Annotated in this window: 24 protein-coding genes; 10 read left to right on the top strand and 14 right to left on the bottom strand. The window is 67.1% G+C overall.

Features of this window, described 5'->3' with window-relative positions; translation table 11 throughout:
* Positions 1-31: 31 nt before the first annotated feature.
* Positions 32-454 carry a hotdog fold thioesterase gene (locus CSC70_RS01710; RefSeq protein WP_162454903.1) on the top strand — a complete coding sequence of 141 codons (423 nt, stop codon included), beginning with the start codon at positions 32-34 and terminating at the stop codon, positions 452-454.
* 9 nt (positions 455-463) lie between these two features.
* Here CSC70_RS01710 and CSC70_RS01705 read toward each other — a convergent pair whose 3' ends face one another.
* The 3 genes from CSC70_RS01705 to cls form a co-directional block, all read right to left on the bottom strand.
* Positions 464-3913 (bottom strand): hybrid sensor histidine kinase/response regulator, encoded by a 3450-nt coding sequence (locus CSC70_RS01705; protein ID WP_162454902.1) that lies wholly within the window; start codon positions 3911-3913, stop codon positions 464-466.
* Positions 3914-3930: 17 nt separating this feature from the next.
* Entirely contained in the window at positions 3931-5337 is a 1407-nt protein-coding gene (locus tag CSC70_RS01700; RefSeq protein WP_162454901.1) for an FAD/NAD(P)-binding protein, read from the bottom strand.
* A gap of 82 nt (positions 5338-5419) precedes the next feature.
* Complete coding sequence (gene cls / locus CSC70_RS01695; protein WP_162454900.1) at positions 5420-6826, bottom strand: cardiolipin synthase; 1407 nt, start codon at positions 6824-6826, stop codon at positions 5420-5422.
* Positions 6827-6871: 45 nt separating this feature from the next.
* Here cls and CSC70_RS01690 point away from each other — a divergent pair, with 45 nt between their 5' ends.
* Positions 6872-8779, top strand: coding sequence for a DUF294 nucleotidyltransferase-like domain-containing protein (locus CSC70_RS01690; protein WP_162454899.1), 1908 nt, complete (start codon positions 6872-6874; stop codon positions 8777-8779).
* A 3-nt stretch (positions 8780-8782) separates the two neighbouring features.
* Positions 8783-9415, top strand: coding sequence for a 3'-5' exonuclease (locus CSC70_RS01685; RefSeq protein WP_162454898.1), 633 nt, complete (start codon positions 8783-8785; stop codon positions 9413-9415).
* 132 nt (positions 9416-9547) lie between these two features.
* Here the strand turns inward: CSC70_RS01685 and rpmG are convergent, their stop codons facing one another.
* The 4 genes from rpmG to CSC70_RS01665 form a co-directional block, all read right to left on the bottom strand.
* Positions 9548-9712, bottom strand: a complete 165-nt coding sequence (gene rpmG / locus CSC70_RS01680) for a 50S ribosomal protein L33 (protein ID WP_162454897.1) — start codon at positions 9710-9712, stop codon at positions 9548-9550.
* A 13-nt stretch (positions 9713-9725) separates the two neighbouring features.
* Positions 9726-9962: a 50S ribosomal protein L28 gene (gene rpmB, locus CSC70_RS01675; RefSeq protein ID WP_162454896.1), complete on the bottom strand. Its 237-nt coding sequence runs from the start codon at positions 9960-9962 to the stop codon at positions 9726-9728.
* A gap of 316 nt (positions 9963-10278) precedes the next feature.
* On the bottom strand, positions 10279-12060 hold the full coding sequence (locus CSC70_RS01670) for a DUF885 domain-containing protein (RefSeq protein WP_162455317.1): 1782 nt from the start codon (positions 12058-12060) through the stop codon (positions 10279-10281).
* Positions 12061-12125: 65 nt separating this feature from the next.
* Positions 12126-14852, bottom strand: coding sequence for a bifunctional acetate--CoA ligase family protein/GNAT family N-acetyltransferase (locus tag CSC70_RS01665; protein WP_162454895.1), 2727 nt, complete (start codon positions 14850-14852; stop codon positions 12126-12128).
* A 181-nt stretch (positions 14853-15033) separates the two neighbouring features.
* Between CSC70_RS01665 and CSC70_RS01660 the strand changes: the two genes are divergently transcribed.
* Positions 15034-15213 (top strand): hypothetical protein, encoded by a 180-nt coding sequence (locus tag CSC70_RS01660; RefSeq protein WP_162454894.1) that lies wholly within the window; start codon positions 15034-15036, stop codon positions 15211-15213.
* 224 nt (positions 15214-15437) lie between these two features.
* On the opposite strand, the gene CSC70_RS01655 is transcribed toward CSC70_RS01660, so the two are convergent.
* The 5 genes from CSC70_RS01655 to CSC70_RS01635 all read right to left on the bottom strand — a co-directional run bounded on the left by CSC70_RS01655 (position 15438) and on the right by CSC70_RS01635 (position 19299).
* The gene (locus tag CSC70_RS01655; RefSeq protein ID WP_211369388.1) at positions 15438-16073 is read right to left on the bottom strand and encodes a methyltransferase family protein; all 636 of its coding nucleotides are present in this window, start codon (positions 16071-16073) and stop codon (positions 15438-15440) included.
* A 214-nt stretch (positions 16074-16287) separates the two neighbouring features.
* Positions 16288-17202, bottom strand: coding sequence for a ParB/RepB/Spo0J family partition protein (locus CSC70_RS01650; RefSeq protein ID WP_162454892.1), 915 nt, complete (start codon positions 17200-17202; stop codon positions 16288-16290).
* On the bottom strand, positions 17203-18003 hold the full coding sequence (locus CSC70_RS01645; RefSeq protein ID WP_162454891.1) for a ParA family protein: 801 nt from the start codon (positions 18001-18003) through the stop codon (positions 17203-17205).
* A gap of 22 nt (positions 18004-18025) precedes the next feature.
* Positions 18026-18721: a 16S rRNA (guanine(527)-N(7))-methyltransferase RsmG gene (gene rsmG / locus CSC70_RS01640; protein WP_162454890.1), complete on the bottom strand. Its 696-nt coding sequence runs from the start codon at positions 18719-18721 to the stop codon at positions 18026-18028.
* The gene (locus CSC70_RS01635; RefSeq protein ID WP_162454889.1) at positions 18718-19299 is read right to left on the bottom strand and encodes a 4'-phosphopantetheinyl transferase family protein; all 582 of its coding nucleotides are present in this window, start codon (positions 19297-19299) and stop codon (positions 18718-18720) included. The genes rsmG and CSC70_RS01635 overlap by 4 nt, the downstream gene beginning before the upstream one ends.
* A 164-nt stretch (positions 19300-19463) precedes the next feature.
* Here CSC70_RS01635 and CSC70_RS01630 point away from each other — a divergent pair, with 164 nt between their 5' ends.
* Positions 19464-19718 (top strand): GlsB/YeaQ/YmgE family stress response membrane protein, encoded by a 255-nt coding sequence (locus tag CSC70_RS01630; RefSeq protein ID WP_162454888.1) that lies wholly within the window; start codon positions 19464-19466, stop codon positions 19716-19718.
* A gap of 120 nt (positions 19719-19838) precedes the next feature.
* Here the strand turns inward: CSC70_RS01630 and CSC70_RS01625 are convergent, their stop codons facing one another.
* Together CSC70_RS01625 and xth are read right to left on the bottom strand one after the other, a co-directional pair.
* Positions 19839-20258 (bottom strand): putative signal transducing protein, encoded by a 420-nt coding sequence (locus tag CSC70_RS01625; protein WP_162454887.1) that lies wholly within the window; start codon positions 20256-20258, stop codon positions 19839-19841.
* A gap of 18 nt (positions 20259-20276) precedes the next feature.
* Positions 20277-21056: an exodeoxyribonuclease III gene (xth, locus tag CSC70_RS01620; RefSeq protein WP_162454886.1), complete on the bottom strand. Its 780-nt coding sequence runs from the start codon at positions 21054-21056 to the stop codon at positions 20277-20279.
* A 193-nt stretch (positions 21057-21249) separates the two neighbouring features.
* On the opposite strand from xth, the gene CSC70_RS01615 reads away from it, so the two are divergent.
* From CSC70_RS01615 to CSC70_RS01595, 5 genes are all read left to right on the top strand, one after another.
* Positions 21250-22224 (top strand): hypothetical protein, encoded by a 975-nt coding sequence (locus tag CSC70_RS01615; protein WP_162454885.1) that lies wholly within the window; start codon positions 21250-21252, stop codon positions 22222-22224.
* Between the two features lie 119 nt (positions 22225-22343).
* Positions 22344-22553: a helix-turn-helix transcriptional regulator gene (locus CSC70_RS14885; protein WP_162454884.1), complete on the top strand. Its 210-nt coding sequence runs from the start codon at positions 22344-22346 to the stop codon at positions 22551-22553.
* Positions 22550-22957, top strand: coding sequence for a hypothetical protein (locus CSC70_RS01605; RefSeq protein WP_162454883.1), 408 nt, complete (start codon positions 22550-22552; stop codon positions 22955-22957). Before CSC70_RS14885 ends, CSC70_RS01605 begins: the two co-directional genes overlap by 4 nt.
* Positions 22918-23991, top strand: coding sequence for an AAA family ATPase (locus CSC70_RS01600; protein WP_343038769.1), 1074 nt, complete (start codon positions 22918-22920; stop codon positions 23989-23991). The genes CSC70_RS01605 and CSC70_RS01600 overlap by 40 nt, the downstream gene beginning before the upstream one ends.
* Positions 23992-24006: 15 nt before the next feature.
* Complete coding sequence (locus CSC70_RS01595; RefSeq protein ID WP_162454881.1) at positions 24007-24306, top strand: DUF7673 family protein; 300 nt, start codon at positions 24007-24009, stop codon at positions 24304-24306.
* The last annotated feature ends 33 nt before the right edge of the window (positions 24307-24339 follow it).

The raw sequence follows: 24339 nt of genomic DNA, 5'->3' as shown, positions 1-24339 counted from the left end.
CAACGGTGGCCGCGGCTGCCGGGAGACCGAGATGGCGTTTCTTTCCCCCGTCGACCTGGACGCGATCAATGCACGTGCCGAGCACAGCCTGGTCCGGCATCTGGGCATTGTCATCACCGAGGCCGGCGAGGACTGGCTGCGCGGCACCATGCCGGTGGATGCGCGCACCGTGCAGCCCTACGGCATCCTGCATGGCGGCGCTTCGGTGGTGCTGGCCGAGACCCTGGGCAGCATGGCCGGCAATCTGTGCGTGGATACGCGCAAGGAAATGGTGGTGGGGCTGGAGATCAATGCCAACCACGTGCGTTCGGTGCGCAGCGGCACCGTGACCGGCACCTCGCGCGCGCTGCACATCGGTCGCAGTACCCAGCTCTGGGACATCCGGATCGAAAACGAGGACGGCAAGACGGTGTGCATCTCGCGCCTGACCCTGGCGGTGGTGGCGCGCGCCTGAGCCGCTGCTTCAGGCGTCCTTGCGCGGCGCCAACTGCGCCGCCAGGAAGGCGCGCAGCGAAGCCGGCTTCAACGGTTTGGTCAGCAGCAGGTAGCCGCGCCGGCGCGCCTCTTGCTTCAGTTCGTCGCGGCCATCGGCGGTCAGCAGGGCGCCGGCCACCGTGCCCTGCGTGGACGCCGCGCGCAGCGCGTCCAGCGCATCGAGCCCGTTCAGGCGGTCGTGCAGGTGGAAGTCGACCAGCAGCACCTGCGGCGCCAGCGTCATCTTCTCCAGCGCCTCGTCCACCGTGGTCGCGGTGACGACCTCGACCTGCCAGCGGCCCAGCAGGGCGCGCATGCCCTCCAGGATCTGCTGGTCGTTGTCCACGCACAGCACGCGCAGGCCGGCCAGCGCATTGCCGTCGCCGCCTGGACGCGCCGGCTGTGCCTGCGGCGCCGGCAGGGCGGCGGCGCGCTGCACCGAGACCGAGAACATGCTGCCGTGGCCGATCCGGCTGCGCGCGCCGAGTTCGTGGCCGAGCAGGCGCGAGATGCGCTGGCAGATCGACAAGCCCAGGCCCAGGCCCTGCTCGCCCCAGTCGAACGGTTGCTGATAGCGGTGGAATTCGTTGTAGATCTGCTGCAGGTGGTTGTCCGGAATGCCGGGGCCGGTGTCCCAGACCTGCAGTTCGACCCGCTCGCCGCGGCCGCGCGCGGCCAGCAGCACACGGCCGTGACGGGTATAGCGCAGCGCGTTGGCCATGAAGTTCTGCAATACTCGCCGCAGCATCAGCGGATCGCTGCGCACCGGCAGCGGGGGTCCGTGCACCCGCAGCCGCAGGTTGCGCGCGGCGGCGGTCGGCGCGTACTGCGCGGCCAGTTCGCGCAGCATGGCGGTGGCGTCGAAGTCGGCCAGCTGCGGCTGCAGGTTGCCGGCTTCCAGCCGCGACACGTCGAGCAGGCCGTCGATCAGGTCCTCGGCCGCGCGCAGCGAGGTGTCCACGCGCTCGGCCAGCCGGGTCTGCTCGGCCGGGTCGTCGGTTTCGCGCAGGGCCGAGGTGAACAGCCGCGCCGCGTTCAGCGGCTGCAGCACGTCGTGGCCGATCGCGGCCAGGAAGCGGGTCTTGGACTGCTGCGCGGCCTCGGCTTCGCGGCTGCGTTCGGTCACCCGCTGTTCCAGTGTCTCGTTGGCTTCGCGCAGCGCCTGTTCGACGCGCTTGAAATCGGTGACGTCGTTGTAGCTGGTGACATAGCCGCCGCCGGGCAGCGGTTGGCCGCGCATTTCGAACACGGTGCCGTCGCTGCGTACGCGCTCGAAGATGTGTGGCGACCCGGCGCGCATGTAGTCGACGCGCTTGGCCACCTGCTCCTCGATGTCGCCCAGTCCCAGCTCGCCGCGTTCGGCGTTGTAGCGGATCAGGTCCGCGGCCGGGCGGCCGACGTAGAGCATGCCTTCGGGATAGTCGAACATCTGCTGGTAGCGGCGATTCCACGCCACCAGGCGCATCTCCGGATCGACCACGCTGACCCCGGCGCTGATGTTTTCCAGCGTGGCCGAGAGGATTTCGCGGTTGAAGCGCAACTCCTGCCCGGCTTCGTCCAGCACCGCGACCACTTCGGCCAGCTCCATGCCCGAGCCGTGCAGCACGCTGGTCAGCACCAGTCGCGCCGAGGCGGCACCGATCGCCGCGGCCAGCAGGCGTTCGGTGAACTGCACCCAGGCGCGGTCGGCCAGCGCATCGGGGCGCAGTTCGCGGTTCAGTGCCTGCGCCTGTTCCTGGAACGAACGCCGCGCATGGCGTTCGCCGACCACGCGTTCGGCCAGCGCCAGCAGGTCGGCCACGCGCACGTTGCCGGGCCAGCCGCCGCTGACCAGGGTCTGCCGCTGCGCGTAGGGGTCCAGGAACGGGGCGATGCTCAGCCGTTCGTCCACGCTCGGCCTCCAGCGGGTCGAGACCAGCATCATCGTCGCGGTGTTCAGCAGCAGCGACCAGAACGTGCCGTGGGTCAGCGGGTCCCAGCCGGCCTGGTTGAACAGCTGCTGCGGGCGCAGCCAGGCGATGCCGAACGGGCCGGTGCTAAGCCATTCCGGACCCAGCCAGCCCGAAGCCGACAGCGTCGGCAGCAGCAGGGTGTAGGCCCAGACCAGGAAGCCGATCAGCATGCCCAGCTCGACTCCGCGGCGGCTGGCCCCGCGCCAATACAGGCCGCCGATCAGGCCCGGTGCGAACTGCGCCACCGCAGCGAAGGCGATCAGGCCGAAGGTGGCCAGCGAACTGTCGTTGCCGTTGCTGCCGCGGTAGTAGGCGTAGGCGCACAGCGCCAGCCCGGCGATGGTGGCGCGGCGGATCCACAGCACCAGCGAGGCCACGTCGGCGCCGGCATGGCGGGTGGCCCAGCCGCGGCGCAGCAGCACCGGCATCACCAGATCGTTGCTGACCATCGTGGCCAGGGCGATGCTGGCCACGATGGCCATGCCGGTGGCGGCGGAAAAACCGCCGATGTAGGCCACCAGCGCCAGTGTGTCCTGGCCCATGCTCAATGGCAGCGCCAGTACCAGGGTGTCGTTGGTGGCGCCGCCGGCATGGCCGAACGCCGACACCCCGGCGCCGACGATCGGCACCACCATCAGCGAGATCACCAGCAGGTAGGCGACGAACAACCAGCGCGCACGGCGGATGTCGGCAGGGTTGCCGCATTCGACCACCGCCACGTGGAACTGCCGCGGCAGGCACAGGATCGCCAGGAAGCTCAGCACGACCTGGGTGAAGAAGCCCATCGGTGGCGTGTTGAGATACAGGGTGCGCGCGGCGTCGGCGACGTGCCCGCTGCCGCCCAGCCAGGCCCAGGCGAACACGCCCACCGCCACCATCGCCACCAGCTTGACCACCGACTCCAGCGCGATCGCCAGCATCATGCCGTGGTGGTGTTCGGTGGCGTCGACCTGGCGGGTGCCGAAAAGGGTGGCGAACAGCGCCATCAGCAGGGCCACGTACAGCGCCGGGTCGGCGAAGAAGCCGGCTTCGCCCGAATCCAGCCCGGTCAGCACGCCCAGACTCATAGCCACCGCCTTGTACTGCAGGGCCAGGTAGGGAACGATGCCGACCAGGGCGATCACGGTGACCAGCGCCGCCAGCCGCCGCGAGCGGCCGTAGCGCGAGGAAATGAAGTCGGCGATCGAGACGGTGTTCTGGTGGTACGCGATCAGCGCCAGCCGCTCGATGATGCGCCAGCCGAACAGCATCATCAGCGCCGGGCCGAGATAGATCGGCAGATAACCGATGCCGTTACGGGCGGCGGTGCCGACCGCACCGTAGAACGTCCACGACGAGCAGTACACCGCCAGCGCCAGGCTGTAGACCACCGGCCGCAGCCACGGCCGCTCGGGATACAGCGGATGGCGATCGCCCCACCACGCCACCGCGAACAGCAGCGCCGCATAGCCGACCGACACCAACAGCAGCACCCAGCTGGAAACCAACGCCGCCCTCCGCGACTTCAGGTGGCGGGGAGTGTACCGGCTTGGCGCAGCGTCAGCGCCTGCAGCATCGATGCGGCCACGTCCCCGGCCTGGCCGCGCAGTTCCGGGATCGCCAGGCTTTCCCACAGCGTGCCGATGCGCAGGCTGCCGAGGGCGAACAGGTCGTCGTATGCGCGTCCGCCAGCCGCCAGCACGCGGCCGGTGTCGTCGGTGGCGATGCCGATTCCGTGGGGGCCGGCGACGGCATGGTCGTGGCCGAGCAGATCGTCCAGCAAAGGATTGCCCATAGCCGCGACCTGCATTTCGACGCCGGTGGCATTCAGCAGTACGTCGGCGTCGAATTCCACGATCCGGCCGGCGCTGCGGGTGGAAACGCGCACGCGATTACCGGCCATGGCGACCGCATTGATGCGTCCGCGTTGCAATTGCAGTTGTCCGCGTTCGCGCAGCTGCGACAGCTGCGCATGCACCTGCGGGGCGATGCGATGGCGGGGCACGTCCCAGTAGCGGACGGCGTGCCGGAGGAAGCGGCGCTGGTCGGTTGCCGACAGTGATCGCCACAGCGCTTGCCCGTGCGGACGCAGGCGCTCGAACACCGATTGCCACGGTTCCCCGCGTTGCGCGGCATCGCGGACGTGCCCGCGCAGCGCGCGCCACCGCTGTTGCAGCGTCATCGCCAGCAGCGCAGACGGGTCGAAAGTGGCCGGTGCGCACGCGGCATGCGGCAGCGGAGCCAGCGCATGCCGCGACAGCACCCGGATGCGGCCACGGTGGCTATTGGCGACCAGCGCAAGGACCGCATCGACCATGCTCAGGCCGGCGCCGGCGATGCAGACGTCGGCGTCCGGATCGATCTTCGCCAGGGACGGAGTGTCCCAGGCCGCGATGCAGCGACCGGCGGGCAGGCTGCTCGCGCCCGAAGCCGGGAACGGCCGCGGCGCATTGCCCACCGCCAGGGCGACGGCGCGGGCCTGCACCGTCGTGCCGTCGGCCAGCGTCATCCGCCAGCCTGCCGGCGTGGCGGCGATGGATACGGCCCGAGCTTGCACTACCTGCAATCGAGCCGGCGAGGATTGCCGTGCCTGTTGCAGGCGCATGCGCAGATATTCACCATAGCGCCGGCGTTCGACATAGGTGGCGGCCAGCGCATCGCGGTCGCCGCCGGGTCCGGCGAGGAAATCGACGAAGTCGTCGGGCTGCGAAGCGAACGCGCTCATCCCGCGTGCCGGCACGTTGAGCACATGCCCGGGATGGCGGGTAGCGTAGGCGACGCCGTCGCCGACCTGTGCGGCCGGCTCGATCAGCGCGATCCGCAGCGGCGAAACTGCTTGCCGCAACAGCTGGATCGCCAGCAACGTGCCGCCGGCGCCGCCACCGGCGATGGCGAGATCATGTTGAATGGAGTCGTCGGCGGATTCCGGCATTGCCGCATTGTAGAAGACGCGATCGCATGCGCCGATGCATCGGTAGATCGACGCAACGCCGGGATGCGACGCCGGAAGTCGGTTACATGAAGGAATCGGCCAGCCGCGCCAGGCCTTCGCGGCTGCGGCGCCAGGCCGGGCGCGTTTCCCAGCGTTCCGTCGTCACCTGCTCGGCATCGGCCAGGTAGTCGGCCTCGATCTCGCGCATGCGCGCCACCACCTCGCGGTCGTAGCACAGCAGGCCGATTTCGGCGTTCAGCGCGAACGAGCGGATGTCTAGGTTGATCGAACCGATCAGCGCCATTTCGTCGTCCACGCTCAGGTGCTTGGCGTGCAGGAAGTGCGGACGGTACAGCGCGATCTTCACCCCCGCATCCAGCAGCTCGCGGTAGTAGGATTCCTGCGCCCAGGCGGTCCAGCGCTGGTTGTTGCTGGCCGACAGGATCAGTTGCACGTCCACCCCGGACAGCGCGGCGATCCGCAACGCGCTGAGGGTGGCGTCGTCGGGGACGAAGTACGGAGTGACCAGCACCAGCTTGCGCCGGGCCAGGTGCGCCAGCGCGCAGACGGTGTCGCGGGCATTGGCGAACGGATAGGCCGGGCCGCTGGGCAGCAGCTGCACGGCACTGTCGGCGTGCTGCAGCGGCGAGGTCGGGAACACGTCCAGGCGATCACCGGTCTCGATGTACCAGTCGCTGGCGAACACCGCTTCCAGATGCGCGACCACCGGCCCCTGCACGCGTGCGACCAGTTCGCGGTTGGGATGGCCGGGCACGAATTCCGGATCGGCCAGGTTCTGCGAACCGACATAGGCGGCCGAGTTGTCGATCACCGCGATCTTGCGGTGGTTGCGCAGGTCCATGCGCCCGCTGCGGCGCCAGCGCAGGCCGCCGGGCAGCATGTCGTGCACCTCCACGCCAGCCGCACGCAGGCGCTTGCGGTAGCGGCGCAGGCCGCGCTTGGCGCCGACCGCGTCCAGCAGCAGCCGGCAGGTCACCCCGCGCGCGGCGGCGCGGCACAGCGCGTCGGTTACCGCCTCGCCGACGGTGTCGTCGAACATCAGGTAGTACAGCAGGTGCACGCGTTCGCGGGCGCCGTCGATGTCGTCCAGCAGCCGCCGTAGCGAACCGGCGTAGTCGTCCAGCAATTCGACCGCATTGCCGTGGGTGGCCATGAAGTCGCCCAGGGTTTCCAGCAGCGGCACCATCTCGGTGTCGGCGTCCTGCCCCTGTGGCGTCCAGCGCAGCGCCTGCAGCGGCGCCTGTTCCTCGCGGATGACCTGCGAAGCCAGTCGCTGCCGGCGCACGCGTTCGCGCGATAGCCAGGGATGGCCGAACAGCAGGTACAGCGGCAGGCCCAGCAGCGGCACGAAACCGACCAGCAGCAGCCAGCTGCGCGCGGCGGCCGGCGAGGTGCGGCTGGGAATCCACCACAGCGCGGCCAGGCGGATGCCCCAGTCCAGCGCCAGCAGCCAGCTGCCCAGGCTCATGCGCGGGGTCCGTAAAGGCGTGGGCGGAGGCGTTCGGAATGCGGCATGCCCCGATTCTGCCGGCCGCGGCCGGTGCCGCCAAGCCGCGCCTGCGGCGAAAGTCGCGGCGCATCGGTGCCGGCAAGCTGCGACACTGTGCGCATGGATCCGGTGCCCGGCCTCGACCTGACCCAGCCGCCGTTCGACCTGCTCGACGATGCCGGTCGCGCGCGGCTGGCCGCCAGTGTGGACCTGGCGCTGTATCGCAGCGGCGAACGGGTGATCGATGCCGGCCAGCCCTCGCCGCACGCCTTCGTGATTCTCAAGGGCCGCATCCGCGCCTACGACGACGAAGACGGCGCCGAACAGGCCTTCTCCGACTACGGGCCGGGCGACGTGTTCGGCGCCTGGGCGGTGATGGCCGGTCGCGCCCGCCACGGCTACCGCGCCGAAACCGACTGCCTGTGCTTCCTGATCCCGGCCGAGGTGTTCCGCCGCCTGCTGGCCGATTCGCCGGCCTTTGCCGCCTATTTCAACGAAGGCCTGGCGGTGAAGGGGCGGATGGCCTCCGGCGGCGGTTCCGAACTGGCCGAACTGATGGCCACCCGGGTCGGCGATGCGCAGCTGGCGCCGGTGGAAACGGTGTCGGCCGCCACCACCATCGCCGAGGCCAGCGCGCGCCTGCGTGAGAAGCGCGTGGATTGTTTGCTGGTCGCCGATCCGGCGCAGCCGCAGCCGGGCATCGTTACCCGCACCGACCTGCTCGAAGCGCTGACCCTGCGCGACAGCCTGCCGCAATCGCCGGTCGGTCCGCTGGCCAACCGGCCGCTGGTGCAGGTGCGTACCGGCGACGTGCTGTTCCAGGCCCTGGTCAGCATGACCGAGCGCCATATCGAACGGGTGGCGGTGGCCGATGGCGACGATATCGTCGGTACCCTGGGCATGGCCGAGGTGCTGGCCCACTACGCCAGCCATTCGCACTTGATCAGCCTGCGCCTGGCGCGGGCGCAGAGCCTGGAGGACATCGCCGACGCTGCCCGCGGGATGCCGCGGCTGGTACGCACGCTGCACGCGCAGGGTGCGCGTATTCCCTACCTGATGGAGCTGGTCAGCGCGTTGAACAGCCGGATCATGGGCCGGATCTTCGAGTTGCTGGTGCCGGCCGAGCTGCGCCCGAAGCTGTGCCTGCTGGTGCTGGGCAGCGAGGGACGGCGCGAGCAGCTGCTGAAAACCGATCAGGACAATGCGCTGGTGATGGCCGACGACCTCGACTGGCCGGGGCTGGGCGCGGCCATGCAGGCCTTCAGCGACGCGCTGCAGCAGGTCGGCTATCCGCCGTGCCCGGGCAAGGTCATGGTCAGCAATCCGCACTGGCGGATGAGCGCCAGCCAGTGGCGGCAGCGCACGCTGCAGTGGCGGCACGAATACGCCGGGCAGGCCTCGCTGGACTTGGCCATCGCGCTGGACGCGCGGCCGGTGGCCGGCAATCCGGCGCTGTTCGAACCGGTGGACGCCGCGTTGCTGGCGCTGGGCGAAGAGGAAATGCTGCTGCATCACCTCGCCGCAGCCACCCTGAACTTCGACACCCCGCTGAACCTGCTCGGTCAGGTCCGTGGCGAGGCGCGCGGCACCGACCTGAAGAAGGGCGGCATCTTCCCGGTGGTGCACGGATTGCGTTGCCTGGCCTTGCAGCAGGGCATCGCCGCCCGCAACAGCTTCGAGCGTTGCGCCGTGCTGGCCGAACGTGGGCTGCTGCCCGATGGTCTGGACCGCGATCTGCCGCAGGCCTTGTCGGCGCTGCAGCGGCTGCGGCTGGACGCGCAGCTGGCGGCGCTGGACGCGGGCCGCACGCCGGACAATTTCGTCGTGGTCGAACAGCTGCGCCGGCTCGACCACGAACTGCTGCGCGATGCGCTGCGGGTGGTCAAGGACTTCCGCCGCCATGTCGGCCGCGTGTTCCGGCTGGCCGACTGAGCGATGGGCCGCCGCCTGCAGCGCTGGTGGTTGCGTCGCCGTCACGGCCACGGCGAATGGGCGGCGCTGCTGCACGCGCCACCGGCGGACGAATGGGTCAGCCTGGACCTGGAAACCACTGGCCTCGACCCGGCCCGCGACCACATCCTCAGCCTGGCCGCAGTACCGATCCGCGACGGCCAGGTGCGCCTGTCCGAACGCTTCGAACGGCGGGTCCGGCCCGAGCGCGAGTTCGACATCGAATCGGCGCGTCACCACCGCATCACCCCGGACGAGGCCGCCGCCGGTGTGCCGGTGCGGCAGGCGGTGCGCGAATTCCTGGGCTGGCTGGGCAGCCGCACTCTGCTCGGCTATTACCTGCAATTCGACCTGTCGATGCTGGCCCCGCACGTGCAGGCTATCGCCGGCTTCGCCCTGCCCAATGCGCGCATCGACCTGGCCGACGCGGTCGCCGAACATGAACGCCGCGCCCGCCCCGATGCGATCCCCAATCTGGATTTTGCCCACATCGCCGAACAGCTCGGAGTGCCGGTGATGGGCCGCCACAGCGCGCTCGGCGACGCCACCACCACCGCGCTGTGCTGGCTGGCCCTGCAGGCGCGCGCCCGCGGGCGCGGTGCGGGGGTGGGCGCGTAAACAGAAACCCCGCCTTGTGGCGGGCGCGACAAAAAAGAAACCCGCCTTGCGGCGGGTTTCCTGTGCTTGATCAAGCGGTCGCCTTGCGGCGGCGAAGCAGTGGTCGTGGCGTCCGCCGGGCGGACGCGGGGCTCACTTGATCTTGCCTTCCTTGTAGATCACGTGCTTGCGCACGACCGGGTCGTACTTCTTCATTTCCATCTTCCCGGGGGTGTTCTTCTTGTTCTTGTCCGTCGTGTAGAAGTGGCCGGTGTCGGCCGAGGAAATCAGACGGATCTTGTCGCGCTTGCCTGCCATGTCTTGTCTCTCCTCAGATCTTCTCGCCGCGCGCGCGCAGCTCGGCCAGGACGGAGTCGATGCCGTTCTTGTCGATGGTGCGCAGAGCGTGCGCGGAAACCTTCAGCTTGACCCAGCGGTTCTCGCTGGCGACCCAGAAGCGGCGCTCGTGCAGGTTGGGCAGGAAGCGGCGGCGGGTGTGGTTGTTGGCGTGGGAGACGTTGTTGCCCGTCTGCACACGCTTGCCGGAAACTTGGCATACGCGGGACATCTGTGCACCTCGATCAGTAACGGTTGTCGCCCGTGGCCCGGGAGACGGCGGCCCCGACGCCGGCTTTCGCCTGCGCCATGCGATACGGGTGGTCAAAAACGCTGCAAACCCAAGCCGGAACTCGCATTTCCGGCCGCCAATCCGCACCGGGCGGACGCAGCGAGCCGCGCATTATGCAAGGGAACCCCTTTGCCTGCAAGCACTTGGCGTGGAAGGCGGGTGCTCTCCATCCGCCGTCGGCACCTTCCCCCGTGTGCGGGGGGAGGGAGTAAATCTCTCCGACAGCTGAGACTGGTTGCCCTGTCTCGGAGCCCGCTCAGTGTGCGGGCTTGGCCTTTTCCGCCACGGCGCGCTGGCTGTCGGCAATGAAGGCGCGGATCTGCTGCTCCAGCACCGGCAGCGGCACCGAGCCCTGGCTGAGCACGGCGTCGTGGAAGGCCTTGATGTCGAAGTCGGCGCCCAGCGCCGTCTCCGCCTCGGTGCGCAGGCGCACGATGGCCATCTCGCCCAGCTTGTAGCTCAGCGCCTGTGCCGGCCAGGAGATGTAGCGGTCGACCTCGGTGGTGATCTCGTGCTCGCTCAGCGCGGTGCGGTCGCGCAGGTAGGCCAGCGCCTGCTCGCGGCTCCAGCCGAAGTGGTGCACGCCGGTGTCGATGACCAGCCGGCAGGCGCGCCACATCTCGTAGGTCAGGCGGCCGAAATCCTCGTACGGGGTTTCGTAGATGCCCATCTCCTTGCCCAGCTTCTCGGTGTACAGCGCCCAGCCCTCGCCGTAGGCGGAGATGTAGTTCTGCCGGCGGAAGTCCGGCTGCTCGCCCTGCTCCAGCGCCAGCGCCTGTTGCAGCGAATGGCCGGGCGAGGATTCGTGCAGGGTCAGCGCCGGCAGGTTGTACAGCGGACGCGAAGGCAGGTTGTAGGTGTTCAGCCAGTAGGTGCCCAGGCCGCCGCGGCCGGCGGTCCAGAACGGGGCGATGTCCGGCGGCACCTCGACGATGGTGAAGCGGCCGCGCGGCAGGGTGCCGATGAACTTGCCGACCTCGCCGTCCACCCGCTTGGAGATCCACGCGGCGCGGTTCAGAAGTTCCTGCGGGGTCTTGGCGTAGAACTGCGGGTCGGTGCGCAGGAACTGCAGGAAATCGGCGAAACGGGTGTCCGGCGAACGGCCCTCGAAACCGAGCTGTTCGATGATGGTGTCCATCTCGGCCTGGATGCGCGCGACCTCGGCCACACCGGCAGCGTGGATGTCCTCGGGCGACAGGTCGAGCGTGGTGTATTCGCGGATCTGCTGCCGGTACCAGGCCTGGCCGTCGGGCATCGCCTCGGCCGCCAGCGTGGTCCGCGCCTGCGGCACGTATTCCTCGCGGAAGAAGGTCAGCAGCCTGGCGTAGGCCGGGATCACCGAACCGGCGATCGCCTGCCTGCCGGCGGCGCGCAGGCGTTGCTGCTCGCCGGCCGGGATCGTCGCCGGCATGCGCTTGAACGGCGCGTACAGCGGCGACTGTTCCGGGTCCTGCAATTCGGCCACGGCGGCGATCGAGGCATCGCGCCCGTCCAGCACTTCGTGCGGCACGCTGAAGCCGCGCTTCAGGCCGGCGCGCATGTTGTCGATCTGCTGGTCGAAGTAGCGCGGCACGTCGTCGAGGCGGGCGATGTAGGCCTCGAAAGCGTCGCCATCGTCCATCTGCCGTCGCGCCATGAAGCCCAGGTTGGACCAGAACGAACTGTCGGAGTTGAATGGCATCTGGTAGGCGCCGTACTGCACTTCGGCGGCCAGGTTCTCGATCTGCGGCCGGTAGATGGCCAGGTTGACCCTGTTGTCCGCCGACAGCTTGCCGGCATCGATACGGTCCAGCTGCTTCAGCACGTCTTTCCATTTCTGCAACCGTGCCTGTTGCGCCTGCGGCCCCACGTCGGGCAAGTGGCGGTTGTCGCCGCTGCTGTCGCTGTCCTCGTCGGCCTGGCCGGTTTGCGCCTGCCGCCATTGCCATTCCTTGGTGTAGATGGCCTTGAACGCCTTGTCGGTGGCGCTGTCGGCGGCACGGGCGGGAGTCAGCGGCAGCAGGGCGGCCAGCAGCAGGGCAGGCAACGGCAATTTCATCGGCGCATCCGCGAAGGTGGAAGCGGACATCATCGCATCGCCGCGGCCCGCATGCAGCCGTGGGTTCAGGTGGCCGGATCCAGCGGCGCCACCGGCAGCCGCACGTTCATCAGCGTCGGTTCGTCCGGGTCGGCGCTGATGCGGAAGCCGAGCTGTTCGCACATCGCCAGCATGTTGCGATTCTCGCGCAGGACCTGGCCGTCGACTTCGCGCAGACCCAGCCAGGCGGCGTATTCGATCATGATCTTCATCAGCTTCCAGCCGACGCCATGACCCTTCAGGTCCGAGCGCACCAGGATGCCGTACTCGCCAGCAGCGTAGTCGGCGTCGGCGTGAAGGCGCACCGCACCCAGCATCCGGCCATGCTGGTCCAGTGCCACCAGCGCGATCGAGCGGGCGTAGTCGAGCTGGGTCAGGCGGGCGATGAATTCGTGGCTGAAGTGCTTGACCGACTGGAAGAAACGCAGCCGCAGGTCGTCGTCGCTGACGTGGGTGAAGAATTCGCGGAACAGCGCATCGTCCTCGGGCCGCACCGGACGCACGAAGGCGATCGAGCCGTCCATCAGTTCCACCTCGCGCTCCCATTCCTTCGGATACGGGAAGATCGCCATGCGCGGATGGCCGCGCCCCTTGTGCAGGGTCGTCAGCGGGCCGACGACGATGCGTGCATCGACCGCGGTCGCGCCATGGCGGTCAGCCAGCAGCGGGTTCAGACTCAGCTGCTGGATCTCCGGGATATCGGCGGCCAGCTGCGCCAGCTTGACCAGGATCAGGGCGATCTCGCCCTCGTCGGCGGCCTCGACCCCGCGATAGGCCTTCAAGCGGCGCGAGATGCGGGTACGCTCGATCAGTTCGCGAGCCAGGCGCAGGTCCAGCGGCGGCAGTGTCAGCGCCACGTCCTCGATCACCCGCACCGCGGTGCCGCCGCGGCCGAACACGATGGCCGGGCCGAATACCGGATCGTCGGCGATCCCGGCGATCAGTTCACGGCTTTCCGGCCGCAGCAGCATCGGCTGCACCACCAGGCCGCGGATGCGCGCGTCGGGACGCCGTTCGCGCACCTGCTGCAGCACGTCGCGGGCGGCGTCGTGCACGGCCTGTGCGCTGGCCAGGTTCAGGCGCACGCCGTTGACCGCCGATTTGTACGCAATGTCGGGCGAATCGATCTTCACCGCCATCGTGTGTCCGGCGGCCAGCATCGGTGCGGCGGCCACCGCGGCGCTCAGGGCGGTGGCATCGTCGTCATGGGCGGCGGCCACCGGGGTCAGCGGCGCCAGCGCGATGCCGTAGGCGGCTAGCACGGCGGCGGTGTGCTCCGGCGCCAGCTGGCGTTCGCCGGCGGCCAGTGCGCGCTGGACGATGGCGCGCGCGGCGGCGGCATCGACGACGAAATCTTCCGGCAGGCTGGGCGGGGTTTCCATCAGCGCCTGCTGCGCCTCGCGGTAGCGGACCAGGTGCATGAAACCGTGCACGGCGTCGGTCTCGGTGGCATAGCTGGGCACGCGCGCGGCGCGGAACGCGGCTTGGGTGGCGTCGTCCTGTCCCAGCCAGACCGCGAACACCGGCTTGCCGCCACCGGGGCGCGGCGATTTGCCCAGGCTGCGGGTCAGCGCCTGACCGGTTTCGGCCGAAGATGTGAACGCGGTTGGCACGTTGATCACCAGCAGGGCATCGCAGCCGGGGTCGGCCAGCACGGCTTCCACCGCGTGGGCGTAACGTTCGCCGTCGGCATCGACGACGATGTCGACCGGGTTGCCGTGCGACCAGCCTTCCGGCAGCAGGCGGTCGAGCTGCCTGGCGGTATCGGCGGAAAGCTCGGCCGGGGTGCCGCCCAGTTGCACCAACTGGTCCAACGCCAGCAGGCCCACCCCGCCGCCGTTGCCGAGGATGCCGAGCCGGCGGCCGGGAAAAGTGTGCAGCCGGCCCAGGGTTTCGGCGGCGGTGAACAGTTCGTCCAGCGCGCCCACCTGCAACAGGCCGGCGCGGCGGAACGCGGCGGCGTACACCGCGTCGGAAGGCGCCAGCGCACGGATGCCGATCTCGCCGATGCTCTGCGGCGGCGCGCGGCGGCCGGACTTGACCACCACTACCGGCTTGGCGCGCGCGGCCGCACGCGCGGCCGACATGAACTTGCGCGCGTCGCGGATGTTTTCCACGTACAGCAGGATCGCGCGGGTATGGCGGTCGGTGGCGAAGTAGTCCAGCAGGTCGGCGAAATCCACGTCCAGCGAATCGCCCAGCGCGACCACCGCGGAAAAGCCGACCGTGCGCGATACCCCCCATTCGACCAAGGCCGCGGCGATGGCGCTGGATTCGGACACCAGGGCTAGGTCGCCCGGCTGCGGCGAATGCGCGGCGATGCTGGCGTTGAGCCGGGCGTGCGGGGCGATCACCCCCAGACAATGCGGCCCGAGGATGCGCATGCCGTGTTCGCGCGCGCTGGCCTCGATCGCGGCCAATAGGGATTTCGGTCCCTGACCCAGCCCGGCGGTCAGGATGATCGCCGCGGCCACGCCCAGTTCGCAGGCCTCGGCGATCACCTTCGGCACGATCGCCGCCGGCGTGGTGACCACGATCAGGTCCGGCACCCAGCCCAGTTCGCCCAGCCGCCCGACGGTGGCGATGCCGTCGATCCGCGAGTGGCGCGGGCAGACCCAGCCCAGCTGGCCGGTGAAGCCGGATTCGCGCAGGTTGCGCGCCACCGCGCGCCCGGCCGAGCGCGGTCGCGGACTGCCGCCGACCACGGCCACGGCGCGGGGTTGGAAGATCGACCTGAGGCGATAGGTGCTCACACGGCGGTCCGCGTGGGTGGGGATGCGCCATGGTAAGCGCAAGAACATGACCGGGGATTGATCCGGAGCAAGCGCGGGGTGTGCCACCGCGCTTGGCTGGCGCGTCGGGACTTCATGCCCGCTTCACCGGCAGCTGCCAGGTTTGCGATGCCAAGGCCCGTGACAGCCCGTGGAGGGTTGCATGAACTCGAAAATCCAGATGATCGCGTCGGCGCTGATCGGCGCCCTCGGACTGGCGCTGCTGGCGATGATGATCGTCGTCGAAGACGAGCCCGGCGCCATCCCCCTGGCGCTCATCCTGGTCGGCGCGATTGGCTGCGCGACGGGATGGATGCGTGGGAGGGCGGCAAGGTCGCAGTGACCTTGTGCTGCTTGATTCTCGAACAATATCGTGCCGTGAGGCGGTGTCGACATGAAAGAGTCGCTGGCTCCCGTAGGAGCAATCCGGCAACGTCATGTCGCAGGGCGGGCTTTGGCTGCGTCTTGCGGTTTGAAGCGGGATGGCATGCGGCGGGCCAGGGTTCGCCCTATGGAGACTGCAGAGGATCGGTATGGGGGAGTTGGGGTCGTCGAAAGGGAGACGCGTCACCAGACCCGGGGGATCAGTCGTGCAGTTCTCAGGCAGTAGTCCTCATATCCGCGAATCTGCCGAAGCAGCTTCTCTTCGACCACGATGCGCCAGATGATCGCCGGAAGCAGCAAGCTGATTGTCAGGATGCCACCGGCGGGGCTCGAGAACGCAAGGCTTGCTCCGAGATGGATCGTGAGCATCGCGGAATAGGCGGGGTGTCTGATCCATCGATAGGGCCCCCGGGTCACGAGTTCATGTTTGTTCGTGAGTCGGGCGCGATGCGAGTACATGGCTCCAAGCGTACGTATTGCGACAACGCGCAACGAGATGCCAAGCAGGAAAACCATGGTTCCAACCAAGATCAATGTTCGGGACGTCTCCGCTTCTGCAAACCAGAGGGTGCCGAGGATGGTTGCTCCATGTGCCAGCGCATAAACCTCGTTGGTGAACCGATCGGAATCTGGTGCGGGGCGCTGTGCGTCCCGCAGACTGATCGTGCCTTCCCAGCCAAGCCACCCCAGATAAATCGAGATCAGGACCGAACGCACTACAAGAGAAGATGGAGCCCATTCTTGCCAGCGTACGACGACTACCCCCGCAATTGAGGTGACGAGAATGGCGAGCATCAGTAGCGGGGCGATTCGACGCATTCCATTCAAGCCGATATCTGGATGTTCCTGTCGTTACTGCAGTTGCCAACAGCACGGCTGAGCAATCGGTGACGCCTTGGTCACGCGCCGGTTTTCCGCAACTTGAAGTTGATGGAAGGGGATCGGCTTTCCGATGACCGTTTGCAGCAACAAGGGGAGGGGTGGTGCTGGTGCCATGGGCGGTGGGCTTTCATGGCATGCGGCCATGCCTCGCTCAGCCGGCCTTGCCGCGCAATCGCTCCAGCACGCCGTCCAGGGTGTCCAGGTCGGTGTAGTGGATGACCAACTTGCCCTTGTTGTTGCGGCCGTGGTTGAACACCACCTTGGTGCCGAGCGATTCGGACAGTTCGTTTTCCAGCGCAGTGATATCGGCCTGCGGTTCGGCCTTCCTGCCGGGCTTGGCTTTCTTGCTGCCGGGCAGCTTGCCGGCGGCGAACTGCTGGGCGCGGTGTTCCACCTCGCGTACCGACCAGCCCTGTTCGGCGGCTTCGGCGGCCAGTTTGCTGGCCAGTTCCGGCGACAGGGTCAGCAGGGCGCGGGCGTGGCCCATTTCGATCCGGCGCGCCTCGACCAGGGCGCGGATTGCCGGCGGCAGGTCGAGCAGGCGCAGCAGGTTGGATACCGCGGCGCGCGAGCGTCCGACCGCTTCGGCGGCCTCGGCGTGGGTCAGCGAGAACTCGCCGATCAGCCGCTGCAGCGATTGCGCTTCTTCCAGCGGGTTGAGGTCTTCGCGCTGGATGTTCTCGATCAGCGCCATGGCGATGACGGTGCGGTCGTCGAGCTTGCGCACCACCACCGGCACTTCGGCCAGACCGGCCTGTTGCGAGGCGCGCCAGCGGCGCTCGCCGGCGACGATCTCGAACATGCTCTTGGAATTCGGGCCCGCTTCCAGTTCGCGCACCACGATCGGCTGGATCACGCCCTGCGCCTTGATCGATTCGGCCAGTTCGTCCAGCTTGGCCGGGTCCATCCGCACCCGCGGCTGGTAGCGGCCCGGCTGCAGTTGCTTGACCGGCAACGAGCGCAGGGCTTCGCCCGGCTGCGCTTCCGGCGGCGCGGTTTCGGCGGCCTTGGGGCCGAGCAGGGCTTCCAGGCCGCGGCCCAGGCCGCGCTTCTTGGCAGCGGACATTTACACGTACTCCTTTGCTCTGGCGGCGGGGCGGAGCCGCTCCTGCTGCCGGCGGAGGATTTCTCCGGCCAGGCCCAGGTAGGCGACGCCGCCGCGCGAGGACTTGTCGTAGCCGACGATGCTCTGGCCGTGGCTGGGGGCTTCGGCCACGCGCACGTTGCGCGGGACGATGGTACGGAACACCGTGTCACCAAAATGTTGCGTCAGCTCGGCCGAGACCGCGTTGGCCAGGTTGTTGCGCACGTCGAACATGGTGCGCAGCACGCCTTCGATCTCCAGCGCCGGGTTCAGCCGCAGCCTGAGCGCCTCGATGGTTTCCAGCAGGGCGCTGAGGCCTTCCAGCGCGTAGTACTCGCACTGCATCGGCACCAGTACCGAATCGGCGGCGGTCAGCGCGTTCAGGGTCAGCACCGACAGTGCCGGCGGGCAGTCGATGAGGATGAAGTCGTAGTCCGGCCGCAGCGGGTCCAGCGCCTGCTTCAGCCGCGATTCGCGGCCTTGGGCGTCCATCAGCCGCACTTCGGCGGCGGTCAGGTCGATGTTGCCGGGCAGCAGGTCGAATTCCTCCGGCGTGCGCACGATGGCGGCGCGGGCGTCGCTTTCGCCCAGCAGCACATCGCAGGTGGAGGCGCCCAGCTCGCGCTTGTCGATGCCGCTGCCCATGGTGGCATTGCCCTGCGCATCCAGGTCGACCAGCAGCACCCGCTTGGGCGCGCGGGCCAGCGCGGCGGCCAGGTTGACCGCCGTGGTGGTCTTGCCGACGCCGCCTTTCTGGTTGGCGATGGCGATGATGCGGGCCATGCGGGGCTGCCTTGGGAAGGGATCAGGACCGGGAATTATGCGGGATTGCGTCGCGAGCGACGACCACGAGGTGGCGATCGGCGTCCAGTCCGGGTACCGCGAGCCGGTGCACGGCCTCGGTGTGCCAGCCCGGCGGCAGGGCGGCGATTTCGGCATCCGGCGCCGCGCCCTTCATCGCCAGCAGGCGGCCCTGCGGGGCCAGCAGATGGCTGCCGACGGCGAGGATGCCGGGCAGGGTGTCGAGCGCACGGGCGGTGATGGCGTCGTAGGCGGCGGCTTCGTCCAGCGCCTCGGCGCGGCTCTGCGCCACTCGCGCATTGTCCAGGCACAGGCTGCGCACGGCCTCGCGCAGGAAACGCGCCTTCTTGCCATTGCTTTCGACCAGGGTCACCTGCAGGTCCGGCCGGGCGATCGCCAGCGGGATGCCCGGCAGGCCGGGGCCGGTGCCCAGGTCGGCCAGTCGTCCGCCCGGCACATGCGGGTGCATGGCCAGCGAATCGAGCAGGTGCAGGGTCACCATCTGCCGCGGGTCGCGGATCGCGGTCAGGTTGTAGGTGCGGTTCCAGCGCAGCAGCAGGTCCAGATAGGCCAGCAGCGGCGGCGCCAGCGCATCGGCGTCCAGTGCCAACGCTGTCAGTCCGCGACGCAGGTCGTCGTGCAGTTCCGGGGGGAAGGTGTCCTCGTTCACGGCGCCATTATCGCTGCCGTCGGCATTCATGCCGGCGTGCGCCAAGCCAACGCGGCCAGATAGCCCGCGCGCGGCTGCCACTGTTGCAGCTGCCATTGTTCCGGCGTGCCCAGCGCCGGGTCGCTGGCGACCAGTCGCAGGCCGTCGTCGCCATCGACGAACACCAATCGATCAAGGCCGAACGACACTCCGTGGCCATGCGCCTTCAGCACGGCTTCCTTGGCGCACCACAGGCGCACGAATTCGCGTTCGCGCCGCGCCGCATCGGCCAGCGACTGCAGCCAGGCGGCTTCGTCGCGATGGAAGAAGCGCCGCGCCAGCTCCATCGCCCGCGGTCGCGGGCGCAGCAATTCGATGTCCACACCGACCCGCACGTCGCGGCCCAGCGCCAGCAGCAGGGCATCGCCGCTGTGGCTCCAGTTGGCGTCGTAGCCGCCGGCCAGCGTCTGCAACTGCGGCCGGCCGCGATCGTCGCGCGGCAAGGCATCGAGCGGCTGCCCGAGCGCCTCGGACAGCAGTGGCCGTACCAGGGTTTCGCTGGTCGCGCCACGCAGATACGGCAGCAGCCAGGTGCGCGGCGGTGCTGTGGGCCCGGTTACAGAAGACATGGAATCACTTTAGCCCAGCGCCGAGATCAGCGTGTTGCAGGGCCGCGTGCATCCGTCGCGCGCCTGCGCTATCACTGCGCGGCGAAGGACGAAGGCCCCACCAGGAGATGCAAGTGGCGGGGGAAGCCTCGCCGTACATCCACCCGGACAGAAGGAAAATCTGCATGCATTTCATCATCCAGTTGATCGTGGGCGGCATTGCCGGCTGGCTCGCCAGCATCATCATGAAGCGCGATGCGTCACAGGGGATCATTCTCAACGTGATCGTGGGCATCATCGGCGGCCTGCTCGGCGGCTGGCTGCTGCCGATGGTCGGGGTCGCACTGAGCGGATGGATCGGTTATCTGGTCACCGCCCTGGTCGGCGCCGTGGTGCTGTTGCTGATCGTCAACCTGTTCACCCGCGGCAAGGCGCGGTGATCGAATCGGTTTTCCGCTGCGGCCGCGTGCGCTGATCGAGACGCACCCAAGGTCCGTGGCAAACCGGGGCCCGGCATTCGCCGGGCCCTTTTTGTTTGCGAATCAATCCTGTAGCGGCAATCAGGTGATGGGCAAATCATTCCGGCCACAATTGCGACAGGCCAATCGTGAAGCCGGCGGCGGCACCGGAACCAGAGTCCAGAGAAACAACAGGACGACGAACAGCCGCGATGCCAAGGTCGGCGACGACGACACGCCCTGACGATCGCAGGTCGGGCAGCATGGGCCTGTTTCGGGTTCCACCTGCTCCAGGTCGCGTGCGAGCGAACCGTCGGCGTAAGCGGCAACCACTTCGGTCGCGCGGGTGGCGAATGATGTCGGCACCAGTACGCGGGAGCCGCCCAGGGCAATCGAGATCGGCCGGTCGGCCAATGAGTGCTGGTCGCCGGCAAGAAAGGCGGGGATGTCTTCGGCTTGCAACCGAGCGCAGACGATCCGGGCTTCCAGGGGATCGAAGTAGCGCGCGACGACAATGGGCATGCCGGCCGTTTCGCAGAATCAGTCCGAGCCGGCCAGTTGCACCCATGCCGGCGCGTGGTCGCTGGGGCGGTCCCAGGTGCGCGGCTCGCGGTCGATGCCGGCATCGGCGATACGTTCGCGCAAGGCGTCCGAAACCAGGTTCAGGTCGATGCGCAGCCCCAGGTTGCGGCGAAAGCCGGCCTGGCGGTAATCCCACCAGCTGAAGATGCCGCCTTCGTCGGTGCGCAGGCGGAAGGCGTCGTGCAGCCCCAGCGCGTACAGGCGCTTGAGCGCATTGCGCTCGGCGGTGGAAGTCAGAATGTGCTCGTCATTCCATTGCGCCGGGTCGTGCACGTCGCGGTCGTCCGGTGCGATGTTGAAATCGCCCAGCACCACCAGTCGCGGATGCGATTTCAGTTCCTCGGACAGCCAGCCGTGCACGGCGTCCAGCCAGCGCAGCTTGTAGTCGTACTTCTCGGTGCCCACGTCCTGGCCGTTGACCACGTACAGGTTGACGATGCGGATATCGCCCACGGTGGCAGCGATCACCCGCTTCTGCTCGTCTTCGAAACCGGGAATGCCGATCTGCACCTGATCGATGTCGCGCTCGCGGGCGAGGATCGCCACCCCGTTGTAGGTCTTCTGACCGGCGAACACGCTGCGGTAACCCAGCCCGGCCAGCACCGCATCGGGGAAGCGGTGGTCTTCAAGCTTGGTCTCCTGCAACCCGACCACGTCCGGCGCGAACTCCTTGAGCCACTGCTCCAGGTGCGGCAGGCGCACATTCAGCGAATTGACGTTCCAGCTGGCGATTTTCATGATCTCGATATCCAGTTGATTCAATTGGATTTCGTGTCAGGCAGCTGGTTTTGATACCCCCACCCGTACCCCCAGATCGACTCGGTAGGGCTGCGCGTCCACACAGGACAGCGGAATTCGTCCACTTACATATCGACCCAGACACATCCATCGTACTCCAAGCCGCACCGCAGACGCCCGGAGGAGTAATCGCATGGCAAGGAAGATGACTCGGTTGGACAGAGCAGAGCTTCGCAAATGGGTGATCGACGATCTGACTCAGTCGGGCCTGTCGACCGCGGACCCTGGCGTGCATCAGGCGCTACTCGAATCGCCTGAGATGGATCGCGTCTGGCAGCTACTGAAAGGGTCGACTCTGGAGTATCCGAACCTCGGTCCGGCAGCCTCTCTGGTGATCACGCTTGGCGGGCTTCTGCGTGGGCCACACAGAGCGGAACTTATGAGCAGAAAGGCGCGCCGGAAAAAAATCGCACGCATAGATCAGTTGTGCGCTGATCTAGCCGAAGAAGTCAGGGGCCTCCGAGACAGCGACTTTGGGCTGCCGCAGCCCATCGATCTCGCGTTCGACGACGCCATGGGGGCGATATTCGAATCATGGGAAAGCGATGTCCTTGCGCCGGTATGGACCGATGCCGTGCTCGCGATGACGAATGTGCTGGAGCGGCGGGCGGGAACAAGGGAAACCTGGGCCAAGTTGGTCGTGCCTGATGCGAACGGCGCCAGGGACTTCAGTAGGGAGAATCTCAGACGCTCTTTGGTTTCTGATGAATCCAGAACCAGTGAGCAAGCGATCGCGACCGTGATGAATCTACACAAAGAAGAAACGGATAACTGGTTGAGAAGGTCGATCAAGGATGGATTTGAGCCGCTACTTTGGGCATTACAGGATGGCGTTCGTGCGATGGCTGATGAGCCGCATCTGTTTCACAAGCCGGAAGATGTAGATGAGCAGTGGGCCTTCGTAATTCGTGGAGTCCATGGTCACCTCTGCAGGATCTTCAGTACGAACATGCCTGAGGAAACAGCGATCGTGGTGAGGGCTATCCAAGATCACGCGAAAGATGCTGCATGCGAGTCGAGCTCCCTTACGGCATCCCGCGTGTGTGAGATCGTTTCGAGCGGGATGAGGTGTGGCAAGCACGAAGCGACACGAAAAGCAATCGGATAACTGTTCGCAAGCCCGCCGTTTAAGCGATTGGCAGCGGGTAGCAAAATTCATAACGTCCCCATGCGTCCAGGAATTGCCCTGGCCGTGGCAAGCGGCCACATTGGTCATGGAGATAAACCATGCAGCAGCAATACACCACGATGCTCAGGATTGGCGAGGTTTGTAGGCGAACCGGACTCTCAAAATCGCAGATTCATCGATTGATCGGCGACTCTGCGTTTCCAAGTGCTGTGAAGCTGAGTCGACGAGCAACCGCATGGGTCGAGCGGGACGTCGAGATTTGGATCCAGGATCGCATCATGCGGAGTCATAGGAATTCTTCGGAATGAGTGCATCGGATCGCACGACTACTGCCATCGAGATCGATGCAGTGACTCGTCAGGGGTTGCATAGGGCGCCATTCTGCAGCGAGATCGAGTTGTTGCTGTTGGCCGGAATCCAGCCGAATGTCTACCTCTACGCAGGAACGGATTGCTGGGAAAAGGCAAAGCATCGTCGTGCCGTACATGGCGCAGGGTCAGCATTGGTGCTGCCTGCAGAAACTGATCCATGTGACCTGCGATGGCCTGCGGTGGAAGCATTGGTCGTATGCTGGCCAACGACCAATCATTCCGACTATCGCAACAAGATTTTGCTTGCTCAGGCACTCGTCCGGGATGGTGTCCGTTACGCGGCGATAGAACACAAGCCCGAATGGTTGAACGTTTACCGGGCAGGTGTGCTGATGTCATGACCAGGATCGTCGTTGCCTCACCAGCGCCAATCTCGCCCATCGTCCCCAGAATTACGTCCACGCGGGCCTCAGATGTAGAGCCAAAACCAATTGCTTGGCTTTGGGAGCCGCACTTCGCCCTCGGAAAGTTCAGCATGATCGTAGGCGATCCGGGCCTCAGCAAGAGCACGCTGACCGCCTGTATGGCAGCGCATGTCTCGTGTGGGCGTAGCTGGCCAGATCAGTCCTATTGTCCTGCGGGTGAAGTCCTGCTGGTGAACGCGGAGGATGATCCGGCCGATACAACACGACCGCGCCTGGATGCAGCTGGTGCAGCCGTCGAACGGATTCACTTTCTCGAAGCCGTATCTGATGTGCAGCGGGGCGGCACGAGGTCGTTCAATCTCGGCGATGTCGAGGCCGTCGATGATTTTATCGACCGGCACCCGGATGTGCGTGTGGTCGTGATCGATCCGATCAGTGCCTATCTGGCGGGAGTGGATTCGCACAAGAATGCTGACGTTCGGGGAGTGTTGGCGCCGATGTCCGCGCTTGCAGCCAAGCGTGGCGTTGCCGTGATAGGGGTTTCACACCTGAACAAAGGGCAGACCGCGGCGATCTATCGCTCCTCCGGATCGCTCGCATTCGTGGCCGCCGCCCGCTCGGTGTACCTGCTGGCCAAGTCCGACGATGCGCCCGAACGCCGTCTGCTGCTGCCGATCAAGAACAATCTTGGACCAGACACCCACGGCATCGGCTATTCACTGCGCACGACGGAAGAAAATGTCCCGTATGTCGAATGGTCGTCGGATCCGGTGCAGCAGACGGCCGACGAGATTTTGAGGTCCGGTTCGGACGAGCAACGCACGGCCACCGAAGACTGCATGGAGTGGCTTGGCATTGTCTTGTCCAGTGCTGGCGTCAAGGCCAGTGATGTCATGAGGGCAGCTGAAGAACACGGTTTCACGCCCAAGACGCTCCGTCGGGCACGCGAGAAGCTGGGCGTTCGCACTGACAAGGCGGGCGTACGCGACGGCTGGATCTGGTCACTTTGACGAGGAGGTAAGCGCATGAGAGCCGAACAACAAGCTGCCCTGGAACGCCTCATCCATGTTGCCCGGAACGATACTGGCCAGAGCAGGAGGTCAGCCAGCTTTCTTCTGGCCTGGTGGAACGCCACGACATGTGGCGGGTTCGACCTGACGGATTTCTGGGCCGTTGATGCGGAGATTCGCGAGGACATGCTCATGGTTGTCCAGATGGCCGCCGATCTTCACTGCTACCCGGATGAATTTGGATATCGAGACGCATTCGAAGCGCTGGTCGAGCAGTGGCGTCCTCATCTCATCCAGAATCTGGCACCAGATTGATCCTGCCAAGATGCCCTCCATTTGCCGAAGATG

This window comes from Pseudoxanthomonas kalamensis DSM 18571 (assembly GCF_010211745.1).
Taxonomy (GTDB): Bacteria; Pseudomonadota; Gammaproteobacteria; order Xanthomonadales; family Xanthomonadaceae; genus Pseudoxanthomonas_A; species Pseudoxanthomonas_A kalamensis.
The sequence above is the reverse complement of the archived record's forward strand: the minus strand, read 5'-3'. Positions and strand labels throughout refer to the sequence as shown.